This is a genomic window from Streptomyces lacaronensis, assembly GCF_047337785.1.
Classification (GTDB): domain Bacteria; phylum Actinomycetota; class Actinomycetes; order Streptomycetales; family Streptomycetaceae; genus Streptomyces; species Streptomyces lycopersici.
In genome coordinates, this window is record NZ_JBLHDK010000003.1 from 248,739 (window position 1) to 266,963 (window position 18,225).

Below are 18,225 nucleotides of genomic sequence, written 5' to 3' on the forward strand. Positions count from 1 at the left end.
CGCCGCCGTCGCGGCAGGAGAGGAATCTGATTCGAAAATCAACCACCCACCCAGGTCAGACCGCTTCCGTTGATTGGAGGGACACTTGATAACCGAGCATGTTGAGCTGGCTGACCAGGCGTCGCGTCTGCCGCGCCCGGCCGGTTCGCTGGATGAAGTAGTCGCCTCCGAGGTCGGCGTACTCGGCGTCGTGGGTGAGCATGTGCCAGACCGAGGTCAAGATCGTGTGGCCAACGGCGACCAGGGCGCGTTTCTTGCCGCGGCGTACCACGATGCGTTTGTAGCGGGCGGCCAGGTAAGTGTCCTTGCTGCGGGCGGCAGCGGTGGCCGCGAGCCCAAGCGCACCCTTCAGCCACGGGTCGCCGGGCCGGGACTTGCCAGAGGTGTGCTTGCCGGCAGACTCATGGTTGCCCGGACACATACCGGCCCACGAGGCCAGGTGGGCAGCGCTGGGGAAGCGGCTCATGTCGACGCCGATCTCGGCGAGGATCACCTCTGCGGACTTGGCGTTCACTCCGGGGATCGTCGTCAGCAGCTCGACTTGCCGTCGAAAGGGCGCGAGCTGCCGGGTGATCTCCTCGCTGAGCCGGGCCTCGGTCGCGGTGACCGCATCGATGCGGCCGAGCATGGTGCGAGCGAGGAAGGCATGGTGGTCGGTGAACCGGCCGGTCAGCGCCTGGACCAAGATCTCGCGTTTGGCCCGCATGCTGGCCTTGGCCATCTCCGCCAACACCCGCGGATCGCGTTCACCGGCGATCAGGGCCTCCAGCATCGCGCGGGCGGACTTGCCCAGCAGGTCGGAGACGACGGCGGACAGTTTGATCCCAGCGTCCTCCAGGAGCTTCTCCAGCCGCTGGGCCTCACGCGTGCGTTCGCGGATGACCTCGGTGCGGTAGCGGGTCAGGTCACGAAGCTGCCGGATCTCGGGTGGCGGGACGAACGAGGGACTCACCAGGCCGTGTTCGACCATCTTGCAGATCCACTCGGAATCGGCGACGTCGGTCTTGCGGCCGGGGACGTTCTTCATGTGCCGGGCGTTGAGCAGCCAGCACTCGATGTCGTTCTCCAGCAGGTAGAACACCGGTTTCCAGTACGAGCCGGTGGCCTCCATGCCGACCACGGTGATGCCCTCGGCCAGCAGCCAGTCGCGCATCGCCAGCAGGTCGCGGGTCATGGTGGAGAAGGTGCGTACTTCTTTCCGGCGCCGCTTGCCCGGCCCCGGAACGTGGACGCAGACCTTCACGTCCGCCTTGCCGATGTCGATCCCGGCGCATCGTTCGTGGACAACATCCATGCCCCGGTCCTCCCCTCACGCGGTGTGCTGTTGTGCAGCAGCCGTCCGGCGGGGACCAAGCAGGCAAAAGAATCTGATTCACATGCTCGAAGCAACACTTCCGGGTGCCTGACGACGGGTCCCCGGCGTCCTACTCAATGTCGGGTTCCGGTGGCACCAAGACTCCGCGACGTCAGCCGGACGGCCGTAGCCCGATTTTCTCCCCTTTGGGGGGTCGCCGTCAGGAGATCGGATTACTCAATGACCGAGTCAAGCCGTCTGCGTGACCGGTGGGGCGGAGGTGAAGAGCGTCTTGTCGCGCAGCATCGCCCAGAGCACGTCGACCCGTCGTCGGGCGAGTTCGAGCAGGGCCTGGGTGTGCAGCAGCCCCTCGGAGCGCTTCATGCGGGCCTGGTCGGCGATGACGCGGGCGTCCCTGGCGTCGGTCTTGCCCTCGCCCCGATAGGCGCCGGACATGCGGTTGACCGTCCGGCCGGGCACGTAGACCACCTGCTGGCCGTGCGCGATCAGCAGGGCCAGCAGCAGCGTGGAGGCACGGCCGGAGATGTCCACCGCCCACCGCACCTCGTCAGCCCGTTCAGAGGCGGTCTCGATGAGCCAGGATCTGGGCCCCGTCGTTGATCACCTTCGTCGAGAACAGCGTCTCGCCCTCGGCGTCAAGGGCCACTGCCCAGTGGTGCCCCTCGCCGGCGTCGATGCCGACCCATATCCGCGCGTGAGACGCACTCAAGCCCGTCGCTCCGTTCTGCCCAGACCAACAACGTCGTGGCCCGAGGAACACCCCGCCGACAGGTCCCTGACCAGCGATGACCGCAGTTCTCAATCAGTGGTCGGAGCGTCCCGGAGGACCGGGCGGCCATTCCTCTCGAGCCATCAACGGCAAACAACCATCAGCCACACCCGGTCCTCCCGGACCGCCTCACATTCTTAGGGAACACCCATGTCCGATATCTCGATCGTCATCGCGTCGCATTCCGGCTACGGCCACACCGCGCAGATCGCCGTGGCCGTGGCCGACGGCGCGCGCTCCCTCGCCGGGACGCACGTCCACCGCGTGGACGTCGCCTCCCTCAGCGACGCCGACTGGGAACTGATGGACGCCGCGGACGCCATCATCTTCGGCACCCCCACCTACATGGGCACCGCGTCCGGGGCGTTCCACGCCTTCGCCGAGGCCAGCAGCAAGCGGTGGATGACCCGCGCCTGGAGCGACAAGCTCGCGGCGGGATTCACCAACTCCGGCTCCATGAGCGGCGACAAGCTGCACACCCTGCAGTACCTGGCGCTCCTGGCGGCCCAGCACGGAATGCTCTGGGTGAGCCTGAACCTTCTGCCGGGCTGGAACACCACCACCTCCAGCCCCGAGGACGACAACCGTCTCGGCTTCTACCTCGGCGCCGGCGCGCAGAGCTTCAACGACACCGCCGCGGTCCATGGCGCAGACCTGAACACCGCCCGCCACCTCGGCCGGCGCGTTGCCGAGCACACCCGCATCCACCGCGCCGGCCTGACCGCCGCAGCCCACTGACACCACGGTCCGGCAAAAAACACCTTCCAGCTTCTTTCCAGCTTCTTCAGAGGAGTGCGTCATGCAGCACCGGACACTGGGAAACCGGGGCCTTGAGGTCTCGGCGATCGGCTACGGCGCGATGGGCCTGACCATGGCCTACGGACCCACCGACGAGGAGGCCGGCGTCGCCGCCCTCCGCCGCGCCCACGACCTGGGCGTCACCTTCTTCGACACCGCCGAGATGTACGGCTGGGGCACCGGATCCAACGAGATCCTGGTCGGCAAGGCGGTCAGGGACTTCCGCGACGACGTGATCCTGGCCACCAAGTTCGGGGTCGACATGTCCGTGCCTTGGGAGGAGACCGGCGGCGCTCTCAACAGCCGGCCCGACAACATCCGCACGGTCGCTGACAACAGCCTGCGCTACCTCGGCGTGGATCACATCGATGTCTTCTACCAGCACCGCGTCGACCCCCAGGTGCCCATCGAGGAGGTCGCGGGCACCGTCAAGGAGCTGATCGACGCGGGCAAGGTGAGGTACTTCGGCCTCAGCGAGGCCGGGCCCGAGACGCTCCGCAAGGCGCACGCCGTGCAGCCGGTCTCCGTCCTGCAGACCGAGTACTCCCTGTTCGAACGGGACGTCGAGCAGCTCTTCCCCACCCTGGACGAACTCGGCATCGGCTTCGTCGCCTACTCACCCCTCGGCCGCGGGTTCATCACCGGCACCGCCAAGCCCGCCGGCCAGTACGAAGCCACCGACATACGCACCGTCGACCCGCGCTGGCAGCCGGGCAACTTCGAGAAGAACGTCGAAGCCGTCGACCGGCTCACCGAGCTCGCGGCGGCCAAGGGTGCCACCGTCTCCCAACTCGCCCTGGCCTGGCTCCTGACCCGCGGCGAGCACATCGTGCCCATCCCCGGCACCCGCAGCCAAAAGCGCATCGAGGAAAACACCGGCGCCGCCGACCTCACCCTCACCGACACCGACCTCAAGGCCATCGACGAGATCCTGCCCCAGGGCGGCTTCGGCGCCCGCTACGCCGGGGGACAGGTGCCCACCTGGATCTGAGACCCGCCCCGGGGCAGATGCCACTCAGGTCGGCTCCGGTGACATCAGCGCAGGGCAGCGGGAGCGAAGCGGATGGTGTCGTGTGGGCGCTTTCGGATGCGTATGGGCACGGACCTGTAGGCCGTTTTGACCGGCTCGACGGGGTGTGGTGTGGTGCGCGGTGGCCGGCAAGGCCAAGCACATACGCATCCGGATGGAGCGGCCACAGACGATCCGACTGGCCCCACCACCTTGCGATCAGATTGCTGCATCAGGAGGGGTAGCCCTTCAAATAGTGGGCATGGCGGGCATTTGCCCCGCATGGGCAGGGGGCGTCGTGCAGTAGGGCAGCGGGGCAGTCCTCGGTGTGCTCAAAGGAGCCTTCTGGCGGCGCGAAGTACATGGCCATGGGACCCAGAGGCTCCAGGGGAGGAGGAGGCGTCACCGTGCCGTACGCGTCACTCCATCCTGCCGTGCGGCAGTCCTCGCGCAGAAGGCCTCGTCTGCGCGAAGACGCCGGATCAAGAAGAAGGCCGGCCTCTTGCGGTGAACCCACGCCGGCCGCCCGCACTCCGGTGCAGGCCTTCGCCCTCTGCCACCGCGCCGTACGGGCCCCTCCGGGCAGCGGCAAACCCGCGCGGCAGAAGGCTCACCCGGCGCTACGAGGTTCACGGCGCCGGTACGGCACCGATCTGCTGCATCACCCCGAGGAGATCGGGCTGGCCCCGTTCGCCGACGATCCGGCCGTCGGCCAGGTAGTAGAAGTTCATGGCCTGCACCGAGATCTTGTTGCCGCTCGCCGGGATCCCGAAGAATTCACCGTCGTGGGTTCCCCGCATGGTGAACCGCGCGGCGACGGTGTCGCCTTCGGTAATTGTCTCCTCCAGCGTCCACTGGACGTCGGAGAAGGCGCTGCGCATCATCCCGATGACTTCCATGTACCCATCGGGCCCCCGCAGTGGTTCCGGGTGGCTTGGAGCGTGGAACACCGCCTCCGGAGAAATGACCTCGCGGGCGAGATCCTCGTTGCCCGTGTTGATGAACTCGACGAAACGGTTCATCACTGACTCGGTGGACTGCGATGGCATCTTGCTGTGCCTCTCCAGAGACGTTTGGGCGGGTACCTACGAGCGTAACATCGAATCGATGTTCACATCGGTTCGATGTTCGCGTGCGAAGATGGACTCATGCTGGAACTCGCGATACTCGGCTTCCTCGCCGAGGGACCCCTGCCTGGACACGAGCTGCGCCGCCGCGTCTCACAGCTGACCGGCTATACACGGCCGGTCAGTGACGGCAGCCTGTATCCGGCAATCAACCGTCTGACCAGGACGGGCTTGATCGAGCGGCGCGCCGACCCGGCCGCGGGAGCGGCCCGGTACGTGCTCAGCCTGACCGCGGCCGGACGGGCCGAAATGCTTCAGCGCCTGCGCAAGCCCGCCGACCACGAGATCACCGACTTCACCCGGTTCTACGTCGTCCTGGCCTTCCTCTCCCACCTGCCCGACGTGGCCGAACAGCACGCGGTGCTGCGCAGACGGCTGGAGTTCCTGGAAGAGCCGGCGAGCTTCTTCTACGACAACGAGCGGCCCCTGCGTGCCGAGGAGGTCGCCGACCCCTACCGGCGGGGCATGCTGCTCACCGCCCGCGCCACCAGCCGCGCCGAACGGACCTGGCTGCGCGAGACCCTCGGGGAGAAGCCGCCCGCATTCGACACCGCCTGCACCGGCAGCGATCCACATGCGCCGGCCGCTCCCGCGAGCTGACTGCCCACGGAGGTACCCATGCTTGCTTCCTGGTACGACGACCAGGGCCCCGCCGCCGATGTCCTGCACGTCGGCGAACTCCCTGATCCCGTCCCCGGCCCCAGGCGCCTTGTCAGCGATCTTCTTGACCTCAAGCATGGTTGAGGTTCTAGCGTTTCCTCTGGTTGATCACCTGACAACAGGAGAGGACGCATGATTCTCGTAACAGGAGCCACCGGGAACATAGGATGTGCTCTGCTCAAGGGGAGCTGCATGCGTGCGGTGCCGGGCCGCTGCGAGGGCTCACCCGTGACGCTGCCCGGGCTTCGTTCCCCGAGGGGGTGGAGGTGGGTGAGGGCGACATTGCTGAGGTAGCTTCCCTGGAGCCCGCACTGGATGGAGTGCGTTCGCTGTTCCTCGTGTCGCGGATAGGCTCTGATGCCGACATCCTCGACGCCGCCCGGCGGATAGGTGTCGAGCATGTGGTGCTCGTGTCGTCCATCACCGTCCAGACGCATCCGCATCTGGGCCCTGCCCGGGAGAACATGGCTGTCGAGCGGCTGCTCAGGGACAGCGGCATGGCCTGGACGGTTCTGCGGCCGACGCAGTTTGCCTCGAACGCCCTGTGGTGGGCGGCGTCAATCCGTGAGCGCCAAACGGTCCGCGTGCCGTATGCAGACACCGGGCTGCCCACGATTCACCCTGCGGACATTGCGGCGGTGGCGCGAGTGGCTTTGACCGAATCCGGTCACCAGGGGCAGGCGTATGCGCTGACTGGCCCGGAGCGGGTGACGGCCCGGCAGCAGGTGGAGGCCATCGCGGCGGTTCTGGGGCGGGAGGTGCCATGTGCGGAGATCAGCCGGGAGGAGGCCCACCAGCAGATGTCCGCGTTCTTGGGAGCCGAGGCTGCGGATGCGGTGCTGGATGTGACGGGCGGGGACGTCAACGCCGAACTGCTGACGGTGCGCGACACGGTCTCAAAGGTCACCGGATCCCCCGCCAGGCCGTTCCACCAGTGGGTTTCGGAGAATGTCGCCGCCTTCCGCTGAGGCGTTCGTCCCTGAGCACCACATGCGCGCTCAGCTCGGATTTTCACGTGTATGCCGACAGTGAGACGGCCAGCGCCCTGACGGGTTGGTGGCAGCGGCATGGTCGGCGAGGTGGACCATAGGCCGGTCCCAGCGTTGGACATCGACGACATCGAAGACTCGGCTGAGTTGTTCAGGCGCGTTCTCCGCATCGAAGCTCAACGGTTTCCCCAGTCTGGGAGGAACAGCTCCAGCTCGCGGTCGTTGTGCCGACTGACCGTGCTCACGGCGAGAAGCCCTCCTGCCCGCAGCACCCTGTGCGCCTCTTGGAGTGCGAGCATGGGGTCGGCCAGGTGATAGAGCATCCACAAAGCAGCAGCGCCATCAAACGATTCGGCCCGGAAAGGCAGCCGCAGGGCGTCCCCAAGGACAGCGGGACAGGGAGCATGAACGGCGTAACCCGCTCGGTCGACGACCACGGCCCCCACACCTTCGCGAGCCAGATGACCGGCCAGGAGTCCGTTGCCGCCCCCGATGTCGACGACCGTCCGGGCACCCTCGGCAGCAAGCCGACGGGCGACTACGGGATGGACGTCACCTCGTGCCGAAAAACGCTGCGTGGCCGCCTTCTGATCTTGAATTCGTGATGTAGGTCAGCCGTCCATGACCAGGCCGGTGCCGGCGAGGCAGCCGTCGACCACATCTGGGCGGTACTGGATCCGTTTGAGCCTGCGCTTGACGGCCCTGGTGATCTGGATCAGGTCGGCTGCGGCGAGGTTGCCGGTGTCGCGCTTGACCAGCGACCAGACGCCCTCCTGCGGGTTGAGGTCCGGCGCGTAGGACGGCAGTTGGAAGACGGTGAGCCAGTCGGCGTTCGCCGCGATGAACTCCCGCAGTGGGATCGTCAGATGGATGCGGACATTGTCCCAGACCAGCACGATCGGGCCGCCGAGCTGGTTGCGGGCCCGGACGAGCAGGTCACGCACGTCGCGCCATCCGAAGCCCTTGGGCTGGTCCTTGCGCCCGTTGTACTCGCGGATCGCATAGAACATCCGGGATCGCTCGCCGGGCTTGTAGCAGGTCATGCCCGCCATCGGACACCCGTCCCGAGCCCCGACCTCGCACTCTCACCACCGGGGTCCGGCCCTTGCGGCCCCAGGTCCTGGCGCGCGGCGGCGTCATCGACTGCCCGGCTTCGTCCTCGAAGACGATCCAGCCGTCGCACGCCGACGCGGTGCTCCCACCCGCGGCCAGACCTCCTTCTTCCACAGTTCCACCGCCTCCTCGTCGCGTTCGATAGCCCTCCGGGCGGGCTGCTGCCACGACCAGCCGTGCCGCTTCAGCAGCCGCCAGTTCCCTCCACCGTGTACGCGACGTGGAACAGCCGCCCGATCAGTGTCTTCACCCGCGCCAGCGTCCACCGCTGGTCCGCCCAGCCGTGGACGAGCGTCCCTCGTTCCAACTCGCCCCTCCAGCCTGGCCATTTGCTCCGGATCGAGTCTCGGGCGGCCGGGCGAGCCCTTCGACAGGACCCCGACCTCCCCGTGCTCGCGCCAAGCCCGGCGCCACCGCTCCACCGACCGCTCACACACCCGCAACGCGGCCGCGATCTCCCGGTTCTTCTCACCGCGCCCGAATCGTTCCACGGCCTTCAGTGGGATCCGCTCCCGCGTAGCCCTTCCGGCGTCGTCAGCCCACCACCCTGCGCATATCTCACGCCCAACGGCTACCGGAGCCAGCTGGCCACCGTCAGGCGAACTGGCCCGACATCACTCAATCAAGTTCAGTAGCCAGGTCGGGCGCGACCGCGGTGAGGATATCGTCGAATCGAGTGAGAGGCAGCCGCCGACGGCCGGGGCGACCATGTCGCGCTCGGTCATCATCATCGTGATCGCGGCGCCGAGCCGGCCGCTACAGGCTTCACCGCCTCAAGCGGCCGCCGGCGCCCCGCGCCCGCTGCGCGCCCCGGACGCACCCGCGCTCGACGAGGACGACGGCGGCACCGAAGACTGACCGCCCCAGGCCCGGCGGACTGCTGGCGGGGTCAGGCAGTGAGCCTGCTCAGAACAACCACGGTCGCATCATCGCGGTACAGCTCTCCGGATTCCTCGTCTTCCTCGCCTTCGGCCGCAGCGACGAGCGTGCCTGCGAGGGCCTGCGGGTTCCCGGTGTGCTTCCGGCACAGGTCCTCGACCGTCTCCAGGTCCACCTTCCGAGACCAGCAGCGCCACGGGGCTCCCCTCGGGGATTTCGAGCTGGCGACCGAGCCGCCTGGGCGGCGCTGTGCTTGCGGTCGTTGCCCGCGCGTTTGGAGGGCTCGACGCTGCCACGCCGGCCGACGTGGCCGGTGAGGCGAAAGGACAGCTCGGCCTAGGCGCCGAGGGTGGTGAGGTGATGATGTCGCCGATGGTCTCGGGGTCCAGTGCGCAGCGTAGACGCGCACACGGCAGGACGCCCTGCTCATGGTGGTGTCGGCCTGGTGCACGCGGTGGAGGGCGGCCTTCGGCGGGCGCGTCGGGGGCAGGCCGGCTGATGTGCTGCTCCTGTCGCCTTCAGGACTGCGGGAGGTGGCGGGCTTCGCAGGCGGTGCATGCCTCGCTGCCCGGGTGGGCGAGCTCGCCCAGCGCCTGGTCGAGCGTGAGGTCCGGGTCGCCGGTCGGCTATTTGGGGCGGTGAGTCGCCGCTCGGAGTGTCGCCGCTCCAGCGCCTGGTCAGGCCGGCAGCGGCCTGACCAGGGCACTCGCCCGCAGACTGTCCACTCTTGTAGGGTCTCATCGCTCGTGACATGTCGATCTTGCGTGACCTGGGCGTTCTTGGCTGTCTCGCGGCCTTGTCACCCATGATCAGTCTCAAATCGGTGGCATTTCCTCGCAAGGGCGAGGGCGAGGGCGAGGTCGAGACCAGGCAGCTTGCCGAGTCGGCCGAGTACACCACGCTGGGCCCCGAGCACGAGGACTACTGGCGAGCCCAGATCGCGCACCGATGAGTTTCCCGCGCCGCGCTGGTCTATACGCCGGACACCCACGGACGGAAGGCTGCGCCATGCGGAAACTGATCTACGGCATGAACCTGACCCTGGACGGCTACATCGCCACGGCCGGCGACGACATCGGCTGGAGCGGACCGCCGAGCGACGAGCTGTTCCAGTGGTGGCTCGACCACGAGCAGGCGAGTGGCCTGTCGCTGTATGGGCGCAAGCTGTGGGAGACGATGAGCTCCTACTGGCCGACCGGCGACCAGCAGCCCAACGCCACCCCGGCGGAGATCGAGTTCGCGCGGAACTGGCGGGACACGCCGAAGGTGGTGTTCTCCTCGACGATCGACAAGGTCGACTGGAACACCCGCCTGGTCACCGGCGACGCGATCGCCGAAATCACCCGGCTCAAGGCCGAGGACGGCGGCCCCATGAACATCGGCGGCGCAACGCTCGCCGGGGCGGCCATGCGCGCCGGGCTGATCGACGAGTACGCGATCGCCGCCTATCCGGTCCTGGTGGGCAGCGGCACGCCGTTCTTCACCGCGCTGGACAGCTGGGTGAACCTGAACCTGGTGGAGATGCGGACGTTTCCCGGCGGCGTGGTCCTGACCAGGTACGAGACGAGGCGCTGAGCGGCAGCACTGTCCGTTCTCATCCATCGTGTCAGGGAGCCATGTCGGCGAGCTGCGCACTGACAACTGCCTTGAGACAAGACGGACGAGCGATCCGGCTGGGGATCAATGGGCTTGGACGTCACGGGGTCGATGTCCCAATGGTCTTGTCAGCTCCGGTGAGCGCCGACCAGGCTAGTGACAGAACCACAGAGACCCCGCGCGGTGGAATCTCGTCGATCTTGTCAGTTTTCCGAGCCAACACCGCCTCGGGAACGTGGCCTGGCCGCCGAACGAGCGCTCCAACGCGCACCATGCGGCATGAGCGGAGGTCGTCCGGCGGTGTCCTACCGAAGCGTGGTCCCTCTCGACACGTTATGTGACACCTACGGCTTGGCCGACGAGGTGATCGGCGATCCGGCCGGGGCTGCGGAGTCCGGCACCCCCGCGTAGTCGGGCAGCTCGACGCCGTTGATCGCGCGCCCGACCAGCTCGGTGAACCATTCGCCGGCGAAATCGGGGCGCGGCTCGGCGTCCGGCCCGGGGACGTCGCGGCTGCGGGCGTTCAACCGGCCGATCTCCTGGTTGGCCTCGATGAACGAGCGCATCCGCGCCTCGTAGCGGGCGAACCCGGCGTCGGGGTCCCATCCGGCAGCGGCCAGCTCTCCGGCCAGCAGGTAGGCACCGACCAGGGCCAGCCCGGTGCCCTGCCCGGACATCGGCGACGAGCTGAACGCCGCGTCCCCGAGCAACCCCACCCGTCCACTCGACCAGCGGTCCATCACCACCTGGGCGACCTGGTCGAGGTAGAAGTCCGGAGTGTCGTCCAGGTGCGCGAGGATGTCCGGGGTCAACCAGCCCAGGCCCGCCATCCGCTCCCGCAGCAGGACCTTCTGGGCCGCGACGTCACGGTGGTCGACGTCGAAGTCGGCCGAGGCGAAGTAGAACATGGCCATCGCCCGGGTAGTGTCCTGGATGGGCCGCAGGAGGGCGGAGCGCCCGGACTCCTGATCCTGGTACTCCAGGAGCCAGCGGTCCAGCCCGAACTCGTCGGGCACACTGTAGAAGGCCAGCGCGTGCCCGAGGTGGCGGAGGAACCGCTCATGCGGCCCGAAGACCATCGCTCGCAGCTCCGAGTGCAGCCCGTCTGCCCCGACCACCAAGTCGAAGCGCCGCCGGTTGCCGCCCGCGAAGACCACGTCGACCCCGTCCGCGTCCTGGGCGAGCTCGGCGATTCGGTCGCCGAAGACGTACTCGACGCCGTCGCGGGTGTCGTCGTAGAGCACCTGGGAGAGGTCCCCGCGCAGGATCTCGATGTCCGCGATGAACCCGTCGCCACCGTCGTCGTCGGCACGGAAGGTCTCCAGCACCTGCCCGTCCGCGTCCACGGTGTGCGCGCCGGCGGTGTCGGTGCACGCCGCGCGCACCGCCGCGTCCAGCCCCATGCGCCCGATGACCTCCCTGGCGACCCCGCGCGCGTCCACCGCCTGCCCGCCGGGACGCAGCTCGGGAGCCCGCTCCACCACGGTCACCTCGGCCCCCCGCCGGCGCAGCCAGTGGGCCAGCGCGGGTCCCGCGATGCTCGCTCCCGCCACCAACACCCTGGGACCGTTCACCCGCGTCCACGGCTCGCCCGTCCGGATCGCGTGCCCCTGGTCGGAGTCGTCGACGCTCATCACAGCCTCCATGTGCTTCCTCCCGCGCTGGAACGTCCCCAGCACAGGCCCACCGCTGTCGGTGTATCCAGCCGTATCGACCACGGATCCGCATAGAACTCATCGGTCACGGCAGACATTGATGAGAAACGCCAACTCCGACGAGACTTACATCAACCCAAAAAAACAGGCGTAAAACAGGCGAACCAGCCTGTCAGCTAGGAGGATTCCCTTAGGTCTGCCTTGATCTTGGTGTGGTTCTGCTGGGCAGGGGTTGGTGGCAGGTGGTGCAGGCGCCGGTCCAGCAGTTCAGGAGGTCGCGTGGTGGTGCCAGCCGAGCCAGGAGCGGCCTTCGAAGTGGTCCGGGCCCAGGCCGTGCTTGAGTTCGCGATAGTCGCGCTCGATGCGTCAGCGGATCTTTGCCAGGCGGACCAGGTCGGTGATCGGGGTGTCCTCAGGCAGGTCGGACAGCCGGAAGCGGGTCGGTTGGTCCTCGTCGTCGGGCCATCCGGCCAGCAGTCGCACCGGGGGGGGCAGGAGTCCGTCCCACTGGCCGTACTCGGTCACCGCGGCTTGCTGGGCCAGCCGACGCGGACGCACCCCGGCCGACCGGACCCGCATGGCGAGGAAGCGGGAGGTCATCGGGCCGCGGGAGCCTTCCCGCCAGGTCACCTCGCTGAAGGCCGATGTCGACGACGGTCCGAGCACCCTCGGCGGCCAGGCGACGGGCGACCATGGGATGGACCCCACCTCGCGCCGCGAAGCGCTGCGTGGCTGACTGGTTCGCGGCGGAGCGCCCGGGATCACTGTCGTAGTCACCCGGGATCGCATCGCCCTTGTCCATCCCGGCTCGTCCTCGAGAACCCATGGACCGAGTCTGGCCCCGGATCAACACGTAACGCACGTCGTCAAGGGCAGCCACCCGGATCACAAACAAGCACGTAATGCCAAGCTCCGCTGCCCCATCCACGTGGAAGCGGCTACCGAGCTTGGAGACCACCGGCGTCGGGAGACGTCGCGAAGGTCTGCACGTAGTCGATGGCTGACTGCAACGCGTCTTTCAGTGGGGCGATGTCCCGCGCGACCTGGGCGAGAAGCATGCCGCCCTGGAAGGCGGCAAGGAGCAGATTGGCCAGCTGCGTGGGATCCGCCTCAGGGCTGATGCGGCCGAGTTGCCGCATGCGCGCGATTCCATCGCGGAAGATGACCCTCCACTGGTCGAACACACTCGCGAGCTCGTCGTGAACGTCAAGGTCCGTCTTGATGATCTCGCTCGCGAGGGAGCCGAGGGTGCAGCCTTCCTGATAGGCGCGCTCGTAGCCGACGTAGAAATCGGCCCACGCCCGAAACGCGTCGAGATTGTCGAAGCAGGCGAATCGCTCACTGCGATGGAAGGTGAGGACGCGCTCGGCCTGCCAGGCGATCACGGCCAGGACGAGACTCTCCTTCGTCGGGAAGTAGTGGTTGAGCTGCGATCCGCTGACGCCGGCGGCGCGGCGGAGCTGCTCGTTGTTCGTCGCGTGGACACCCTTTGTGTAAATCAGCTCAGCAGCCTGCTCCAGGATGCGGGCACGCGTCGCCTTCCCCTTGGACGTGAGCTTGTCAGGCGTCGGAGCTGCCGTGTTGATGGTCATGCCCCAGGATAACCCCAGATTGGGCTTGACAGCCCAGGCTGAGTGGCGTTAACTCCAAGAAGTGGGCCGGGTAGCCCAAAAAATGTGGATGAGGCCGCAGTCACCACGGGGACTGGACCTCTCCAGCACCACGAGCCCGGCCCGGGTCCGACGATCACCACTCACCCACCCACCGGAGGCTGATCCGCCATGTCACGGCTGACCGTTCCCGCTCCCGACGATGTCCCCGCCCGCACGCAGAGCACCCTCGACACCATCGGCGCACAGTTCGGCTTCGTCCCGAACATGTTCGCGACTCTCGCGTCGAACCCGACCGTCCTCGACGTCGTCATGACACTGCAGGGCACCTTGAGCCGGGTTCTGGACGCGAAGACCCGGCACACCATCGCGCTCGCCGTGTCGCAAGCCAACGGCTGCGATTACTGCCTGGCGATGCACACGTACGTATCGTCCGAACTCGGTGGCATGTCGAGCGATGACATCGACCTGGCCCGGGCCGGGAGCTCGATCGATCCCAAGCGCGCCGCGGTCGCTCGTTTCGCCCAGCAGGTGGTCGGCAGCCGCGGGCAGGTCAGCGACGCCGACCTGGCGGCTGTGCGAGGCGCCGGGTACACCGACCCGCAGATCCTGGCGATCGTCACGGTGGCGGTGCAGGTCCTGCTGACCAACTTCCTCAACAACGTCAACCAGACCGACGTCGACATCCCTGCCGTCAACTCGGTCGGTACGCCCGGCTGACCGCCGGAACCCCCGTCGAGGCGCGCACATAGCCGGAAAACCCCTCGCCGCCCCAAACGATCACTTGAGAAAGGTTCGGTATGCCGGGCTCCGAACTCTATGAGACATTCATGACACTGCATACACGCGACGGTGGCCTCGTCATGCCGAACGCATGGGACGGCCTCTCGGCGCTGATGCTGGCCGAGGCCGGCTTCGAGGCGATCGCGACATCGTCCGCGGCGTTCGCTGCCACGCTCGGCCGGTCCGACGGGCGTCACGAAGTCACCCTTGGCGAGCACCTCGAGCATGCGCGGCTGTTCGGTCAGCTCACCGGGCTGCCGGTCAACGGAGACTTCGAGGACGGCTACGGCGACACGCCTGAAGACGTCGCTGCGAGCGTGGCAGCCGCCGTGGCGTCTGGCCTGGCCGGTATCGGGATCGAAGACACCTCGGGCAATCCCGATCAGCCGATCCGCGACTTCGACGATGCCGTCAACCGCATGCGTAGTGCCGTCAACGCGGCCAAGGGACGCATCGTCGTCACCGGCCGCACCGACAACTTCATCCAGCAGCGGCCGGATCTCGACGACACCATCCGGCGTCTGACGGCCTTCGCCGAGGTCGGCGCGGATGTGCTCTATGCCCCTCACCCACCCGACCTCGATGCCCTGACCGCGATCGTCACCGCCGTCGCGCCGACGCCGGTCAACGTCCTCATCTCGCCGGCGGACAAGGTGCTGACCGTCGCTGAACTGCGGAAGGCCGGAGTCAAGCGCATCAGCGTGGGTCCGGCGCTCTACACCCACGCAATGGGGGCACTCGAACAGGCCGCCAAGGCTCTCGTCACGGGTGACCTCACCGCCGCGACGACAGGAATCAGCTTCGAGCGCATCAGCGAACTACTTGCCCGCGGCAAGAACTAGCCATCCCTGGCGAACCGTCGTTCCTCACCCATTCATCACAGGAAGAAGGCAGGCCGACATGGACCTCGACAAGCTCATGAACAAGCACCTAACCAGGTATTTCGACCCCAGCAAGACCATTCCGGAGGAAACACTTCAGCAGCTGCTGAGGTTCCTGCGCTCGACGCCCTCGTCGGTGAACGTACAGCCCAACCACTTCTACGTCCTCGCCACGCCCGAAGGCAAAGAGCGGCTCGCCAACAACCTGGGCGAACGGTTCCAGGACAACGGCGTGAAGATCCTGAACGCGTCGCACACCATCGTCCTCACCACCCGGGCAGATGTGCCTGACAGCCACCTCGAGGCGGTGTTCACGAAGGAGAGAGCCGACCGCCGGTTCCCTGACCTGTCAAAGCAGGAGCTGTGGGAATCAATGACCCGGGACTTCCTCAATCTGCGCAACTATGGCTACAAGGACCTGAACCACTGGATGGAGAAGCAGACCTACCTGGCGGTGGGCCTGACCATGATGGCGGCCGCTGAGCTCGGCGTCGAGGCCACGCCGCTGGAGGGGTTCGATCCGACCAGCGTCGACAAGGCGTTCAAGATCCGCGAGACCGGACACAGCACGACGCTGCTGCTGGCCCTCGGCTACCCCGACCCCAAGAAGCAGTACACCACTCCGATCTCGCGATTCGACCCCGACCAGGTGTTCACCTTCGTCTAAACACCCACTTGGAAACCAAAACCCACCACACCCACGAGGAAGAGGACAATCTCAATGAAAGCCATCGTGGTAACCGACCAGGCCGCGGGAACGGCCGGGATGACGTTGACGGAGCGGCCTGAGCCGCCCGCGGCGATCAACGACGTCATCGTTCAGATCCATGCATCGGGCTTCGTCCCGACTGAGACCGAGTGGCCATCGACCTGGGCCGATCGAGCCGGCCGTGACAAGACACCGTCGATCCTCGGCCACGAGCTGGCCGGAGTGGTCACCGCCCTCGGCTACGGCACGACGGGGCTGTCGGTCGGGCAGCGGGTGTTCGGCCTCGCCGACTGGCACCGCGACGGCACCCTGGCGGAGTACGTGGCGATCGAAGCACGCAACCTCGCGCCGCTGCCCGGCGACGTCGACTTCACGGTGGGCGCGTCCCTGCCCATCTCAGGTCTGACCGCGTGGCAGGGGCTGTTCCAGCACGGCCGCCTTCAGGCCGGCCAGACCGTCCTCGCCCATGGCGCGGCCGGGGCAGTCGGGACGATGGTGACCCAGCTCGCACGTGAGGCCGGCGCCTACGTCATCGGCACCGGACGCGCCGCCGACCGTGAGAAGGCACTCGACTTCGGCGCGCATGAGTTCGTCGACCTCGAGAACGACGCGCTCAAAGACGTCGGCGACGTCGATCTGGTCTTCGATGTCATCGGTGGCGACATCCAGAGGCAGTCCGCCGCCCTGATCAAGGTCGGAGGAACGCTGGTGTCCGTCGTCGGCCCGGTCGAGGCGCGGCCCGCTGACGGCCTGGCGGTGGACTTCGTCGTCGAGGCCGATCGTGCCGAACTGAATGAGATCGTGCAGCGGGTGCGGGACGGACGGCTGCGGACAAACATCGATGACGTCGCGAGCTTCGATGATGCCGTCGGTGCCCTCAACCCGACCACGCGACGCAACGGGAAGACAGTCATCCGCATACGCCCGTAGGCAGTGACGGCCACAGTCCGACCGGCGAGCGGGTCATCCTCACGGTGTGCGAGATGAAGCGGCTCGGCCGCGACGCCGCCGAACTCACCGCGCTCGCCGGCCGTGTCGGGCCCGACCGCCGCCGTTCGTGGCCACCATGCGGCAGACGCCACCTTGGTCCTGGCCGGGCGGTCAGGGCACTCGGATCGATAGAGGAGTTGATCACCTTGGACGGACAGGAGCTGCAGAAGATCGCGGGCGACTGCGCTGTGGGACTGCCCGGCACCGACCTGGAGCATCGTATTGGCCCCGACTGGCGCCTCTGCAAGGTGCGCGGCAAGGTCTTCATGCTCATGACCGACATGCCGGGGCGCCCCGTCGTGATCCTGAAAGCCGATCCGGACGACGCCGCGGCCCTGCGTGAGCAGTACGCAGACGTCACCCCCGGCTATCACATGAACAAGAGGCACTGGATCACGGTGGAAGGCGAGGGCACCATCGACGAGAAGCTGGTGAAGGAGCTCGTGGTCGACTCCTACCGTCTCGTGGTCGGCGGGCTTCCCAAGTCCGAGCAGCCCGTGGATCCGCGCACCTACGGCCGCCGCGCCTGACCCTCGTCATGCCCATCAGCGGCGAAAAGCCCCCAGGACGGAGCGCGCGACACCGCACTGGCGCCGCCCGGGGCCAGCCACCGGGGCCTGTTCACCGAGCGGCTGAACGTCTACAAGGTGGCGGGCAAGGTCTCGGCGGTTCGCGGCAAGCGCGGCGCGCACTCTTTCCGCGAGCGGTTGGGAGGCCCACGGCGGGCGGTACGGACCCGCAGCTCGTCGGGCGGAGCCGCCGCCCACGCTCGGTGCCCGGGGCCGCAGCCCGCTCGGAGCGGCTGGCGCGGTGGAGCATCGTCAACCCGTCGAAGATCTCGCGGGTGCCGCGGATCCTGCCGAACCGGAACACGACACCGCGCTCGTACTGCCGCACGATCGCCATACCAGGACTGGCCACGCAAACCGCCTCCTCTGCTGCCGAGTCTCCAGCCGCGCGCCCCTGGATTCCCCAGATCCCGGCATGGTCACGTGCAGGGACCGCCCGGCCATGGCGAGGGCGGCCTCCAGGCCGCCGGTGCCCAGGGCGAGCATGCCGAGCGAGCCGGCGGCGCAGGTGTGCGAGTCGGACCCGGCGAGCGTCTTGCCGGGAACGCCGAAGCGCTGCATGGGGGGTGGGGTGGGAGACGCCGTTGCCGGGCTCTTCCTGCCTGCCTTCCTCCCTGCGTCCTTCGCCCGTGGGCGGTACGTCACCGCCGGGCCCGTTGGCCTCTTCGAGCGTGGACAGCGCGTGGACGGGAACCCACGGCAGGGCACGGGAACACTGGCGCGAGGCCGGCGACGGCAAGGCACGCTCCCCGAGGTACCTGGGCAGAGAGCTC

21 protein-coding genes and 4 pseudogenes are annotated in these 18,225 nt (G+C 67.7%); 15 read left to right on the plus strand and 10 right to left on the minus strand.

Annotated elements, in window-relative coordinates; all coding sequences use genetic code 11:
- Positions 1 to 55: 55 nt before the first annotated feature.
- Complete coding sequence (locus ACMTAK_RS02205) at positions 56 to 1,294, minus strand: IS110 family RNA-guided transposase (protein ID WP_413804555.1); 1,239 nt, start codon at positions 1,292 to 1,294, stop codon at positions 56 to 58.
- A 342-nt stretch (positions 1,295 to 1,636) separates the two neighbouring features.
- A pseudogene (locus ACMTAK_RS02210) lies at positions 1,637 to 2,024 on the minus strand (IS110 family transposase); the annotation flags it as partial.
- A gap of 210 nt (positions 2,025 to 2,234) precedes the next feature.
- Between ACMTAK_RS02210 and ACMTAK_RS02215 the strand changes: the two are divergent.
- Both ACMTAK_RS02215 and ACMTAK_RS02220 read left to right on the plus strand, forming a co-directional pair.
- The gene (locus ACMTAK_RS02215) at positions 2,235 to 2,822 is read left to right on the plus strand and encodes a flavodoxin family protein (RefSeq protein WP_413804556.1); all 588 of its coding nucleotides are present in this window, start codon (positions 2,235 to 2,237) and stop codon (positions 2,820 to 2,822) included.
- A gap of 61 nt (positions 2,823 to 2,883) precedes the next feature.
- Positions 2,884 to 3,873 (plus strand): aldo/keto reductase, encoded by a 990-nt coding sequence (locus tag ACMTAK_RS02220; RefSeq protein ID WP_413804557.1) that lies wholly within the window; start codon positions 2,884 to 2,886, stop codon positions 3,871 to 3,873.
- Between the two features lie 647 nt (positions 3,874 to 4,520).
- Here the strand turns inward: ACMTAK_RS02220 and ACMTAK_RS02225 are convergent.
- Positions 4,521 to 4,913: an ester cyclase gene (locus tag ACMTAK_RS02225; protein WP_413804558.1), complete on the minus strand. Its 393-nt coding sequence runs from the start codon at positions 4,911 to 4,913 to the stop codon at positions 4,521 to 4,523.
- Between the two features lie 126 nt (positions 4,914 to 5,039).
- On the opposite strand from ACMTAK_RS02225, the gene ACMTAK_RS02230 reads away from it, so the two are divergent.
- The 3 genes and pseudogenes from ACMTAK_RS02230 (at position 5,040) to ACMTAK_RS02240 (ending at position 6,646) form a co-directional block, all read left to right on the plus strand.
- Positions 5,040 to 5,618, plus strand: coding sequence for a PadR family transcriptional regulator (locus ACMTAK_RS02230; protein ID WP_413804559.1), 579 nt, complete (start codon positions 5,040 to 5,042; stop codon positions 5,616 to 5,618).
- Between the two features lie 18 nt (positions 5,619 to 5,636).
- Positions 5,637 to 5,762: a hypothetical protein gene (locus ACMTAK_RS02235; protein ID WP_413813265.1), complete on the plus strand. Its 126-nt coding sequence runs from the start codon at positions 5,637 to 5,639 to the stop codon at positions 5,760 to 5,762.
- Positions 5,763 to 5,810: 48 nt separating this feature from the next.
- A pseudogene (locus ACMTAK_RS02240) lies at positions 5,811 to 6,646 on the plus strand (NAD(P)H-binding protein).
- A 197-nt stretch (positions 6,647 to 6,843) separates the two neighbouring features.
- Here the strand turns inward: ACMTAK_RS02240 and ACMTAK_RS02245 are convergent.
- Positions 6,844 to 7,161, minus strand: a complete 318-nt coding sequence (locus ACMTAK_RS02245; protein ID WP_413812773.1) for a class I SAM-dependent methyltransferase — start codon at positions 7,159 to 7,161, stop codon at positions 6,844 to 6,846.
- Here ACMTAK_RS02245 and ACMTAK_RS02250 point away from each other — a divergent pair.
- Positions 7,072 to 7,272: a hypothetical protein gene (locus tag ACMTAK_RS02250; RefSeq protein ID WP_413804560.1), complete on the plus strand. Its 201-nt coding sequence runs from the start codon at positions 7,072 to 7,074 to the stop codon at positions 7,270 to 7,272. The two genes, ACMTAK_RS02245 and ACMTAK_RS02250, sit on opposite strands and share 90 nt — an antisense overlap.
- A gap of 6 nt (positions 7,273 to 7,278) precedes the next feature.
- Here the strand turns inward: ACMTAK_RS02250 and ACMTAK_RS52625 are convergent.
- Positions 7,279 to 8,342: pseudogene (locus ACMTAK_RS52625) on the minus strand (IS630 family transposase).
- A 146-nt stretch (positions 8,343 to 8,488) separates the two neighbouring features.
- On the opposite strand from ACMTAK_RS52625, the gene ACMTAK_RS02275 reads away from it, so the two are divergent.
- A complete protein-coding gene (locus ACMTAK_RS02275) occupies positions 8,489 to 8,638 on the plus strand; it encodes a hypothetical protein (protein WP_413804562.1) in 150 nt (49 codons plus the stop codon).
- 31 nt (positions 8,639 to 8,669) lie between these two features.
- Here the strand turns inward: ACMTAK_RS02275 and ACMTAK_RS02280 are convergent, their stop codons facing one another.
- On the minus strand, positions 8,670 to 8,834 hold the full coding sequence (locus ACMTAK_RS02280) for a hypothetical protein (RefSeq protein WP_413804563.1): 165 nt from the start codon (positions 8,832 to 8,834) through the stop codon (positions 8,670 to 8,672).
- 648 nt (positions 8,835 to 9,482) lie between these two features.
- On the opposite strand from ACMTAK_RS02280, the gene ACMTAK_RS02285 reads away from it, so the two are divergent.
- A complete protein-coding gene (locus ACMTAK_RS02285; protein WP_413804564.1) occupies positions 9,483 to 9,611 on the plus strand; it encodes a hypothetical protein in 129 nt (42 codons plus the stop codon).
- A gap of 56 nt (positions 9,612 to 9,667) precedes the next feature.
- Positions 9,668 to 10,234, plus strand: coding sequence for a dihydrofolate reductase family protein (locus ACMTAK_RS02290; protein WP_413804565.1), 567 nt, complete (start codon positions 9,668 to 9,670; stop codon positions 10,232 to 10,234).
- A 365-nt stretch (positions 10,235 to 10,599) separates the two neighbouring features.
- On the opposite strand, the gene ACMTAK_RS02295 is transcribed toward ACMTAK_RS02290, so the two are convergent.
- On the minus strand, positions 10,600 to 11,889 hold the full coding sequence (locus ACMTAK_RS02295) for an FAD-dependent monooxygenase (RefSeq protein ID WP_413804566.1): 1,290 nt from the start codon (positions 11,887 to 11,889) through the stop codon (positions 10,600 to 10,602).
- A gap of 197 nt (positions 11,890 to 12,086) precedes the next feature.
- Positions 12,087 to 12,555 (minus strand): annotated as a pseudogene (locus tag ACMTAK_RS52630) (IS701 family transposase); the annotation flags it as partial.
- On the opposite strand from ACMTAK_RS52630, the gene ACMTAK_RS02305 reads away from it, so the two are divergent.
- Positions 12,488 to 12,646 (plus strand): hypothetical protein, encoded by a 159-nt coding sequence (locus ACMTAK_RS02305; RefSeq protein ID WP_413804568.1) that lies wholly within the window; start codon positions 12,488 to 12,490, stop codon positions 12,644 to 12,646. The pseudogene ACMTAK_RS52630 and the gene ACMTAK_RS02305 sit on opposite strands and share 68 nt — an antisense overlap.
- A gap of 202 nt (positions 12,647 to 12,848) precedes the next feature.
- On the opposite strand, the gene ACMTAK_RS02310 is transcribed toward ACMTAK_RS02305, so the two are convergent.
- Positions 12,849 to 13,502, minus strand: coding sequence for a TetR/AcrR family transcriptional regulator (locus tag ACMTAK_RS02310; RefSeq protein WP_413804569.1), 654 nt, complete (start codon positions 13,500 to 13,502; stop codon positions 12,849 to 12,851).
- Between the two features lie 189 nt (positions 13,503 to 13,691).
- Here ACMTAK_RS02310 and ACMTAK_RS02315 point away from each other — a divergent pair, with 189 nt between their 5' ends.
- The 5 genes from ACMTAK_RS02315 to ACMTAK_RS02335 all read left to right on the plus strand — a co-directional run bounded on the left by ACMTAK_RS02315 (position 13,692) and on the right by ACMTAK_RS02335 (position 17,413).
- Positions 13,692 to 14,240: a carboxymuconolactone decarboxylase family protein gene (locus ACMTAK_RS02315; protein ID WP_413804570.1), complete on the plus strand. Its 549-nt coding sequence runs from the start codon at positions 13,692 to 13,694 to the stop codon at positions 14,238 to 14,240.
- A 110-nt stretch (positions 14,241 to 14,350) separates the two neighbouring features.
- Complete coding sequence (locus ACMTAK_RS02320) at positions 14,351 to 15,145, plus strand: isocitrate lyase/PEP mutase family protein (protein WP_413804571.1); 795 nt, start codon at positions 14,351 to 14,353, stop codon at positions 15,143 to 15,145.
- Between the two features lie 58 nt (positions 15,146 to 15,203).
- The gene (locus tag ACMTAK_RS02325) at positions 15,204 to 15,851 is read left to right on the plus strand and encodes a nitroreductase family protein (protein WP_413804572.1); all 648 of its coding nucleotides are present in this window, start codon (positions 15,204 to 15,206) and stop codon (positions 15,849 to 15,851) included.
- A gap of 54 nt (positions 15,852 to 15,905) precedes the next feature.
- Positions 15,906 to 16,823, plus strand: coding sequence for an NADP-dependent oxidoreductase (locus tag ACMTAK_RS02330; RefSeq protein ID WP_413804573.1), 918 nt, complete (start codon positions 15,906 to 15,908; stop codon positions 16,821 to 16,823).
- A gap of 206 nt (positions 16,824 to 17,029) precedes the next feature.
- On the plus strand, positions 17,030 to 17,413 hold the full coding sequence (locus ACMTAK_RS02335; protein ID WP_413804574.1) for an MmcQ/YjbR family DNA-binding protein: 384 nt from the start codon (positions 17,030 to 17,032) through the stop codon (positions 17,411 to 17,413).
- A gap of 291 nt (positions 17,414 to 17,704) precedes the next feature.
- Here ACMTAK_RS02335 and ACMTAK_RS02340 read toward each other — a convergent pair whose 3' ends face one another.
- Positions 17,705 to 18,013: an aconitase family protein gene (locus ACMTAK_RS02340; protein ID WP_413804575.1), complete on the minus strand. Its 309-nt coding sequence runs from the start codon at positions 18,011 to 18,013 to the stop codon at positions 17,705 to 17,707.
- Positions 18,014 to 18,225 lie beyond the last annotated feature (212 nt).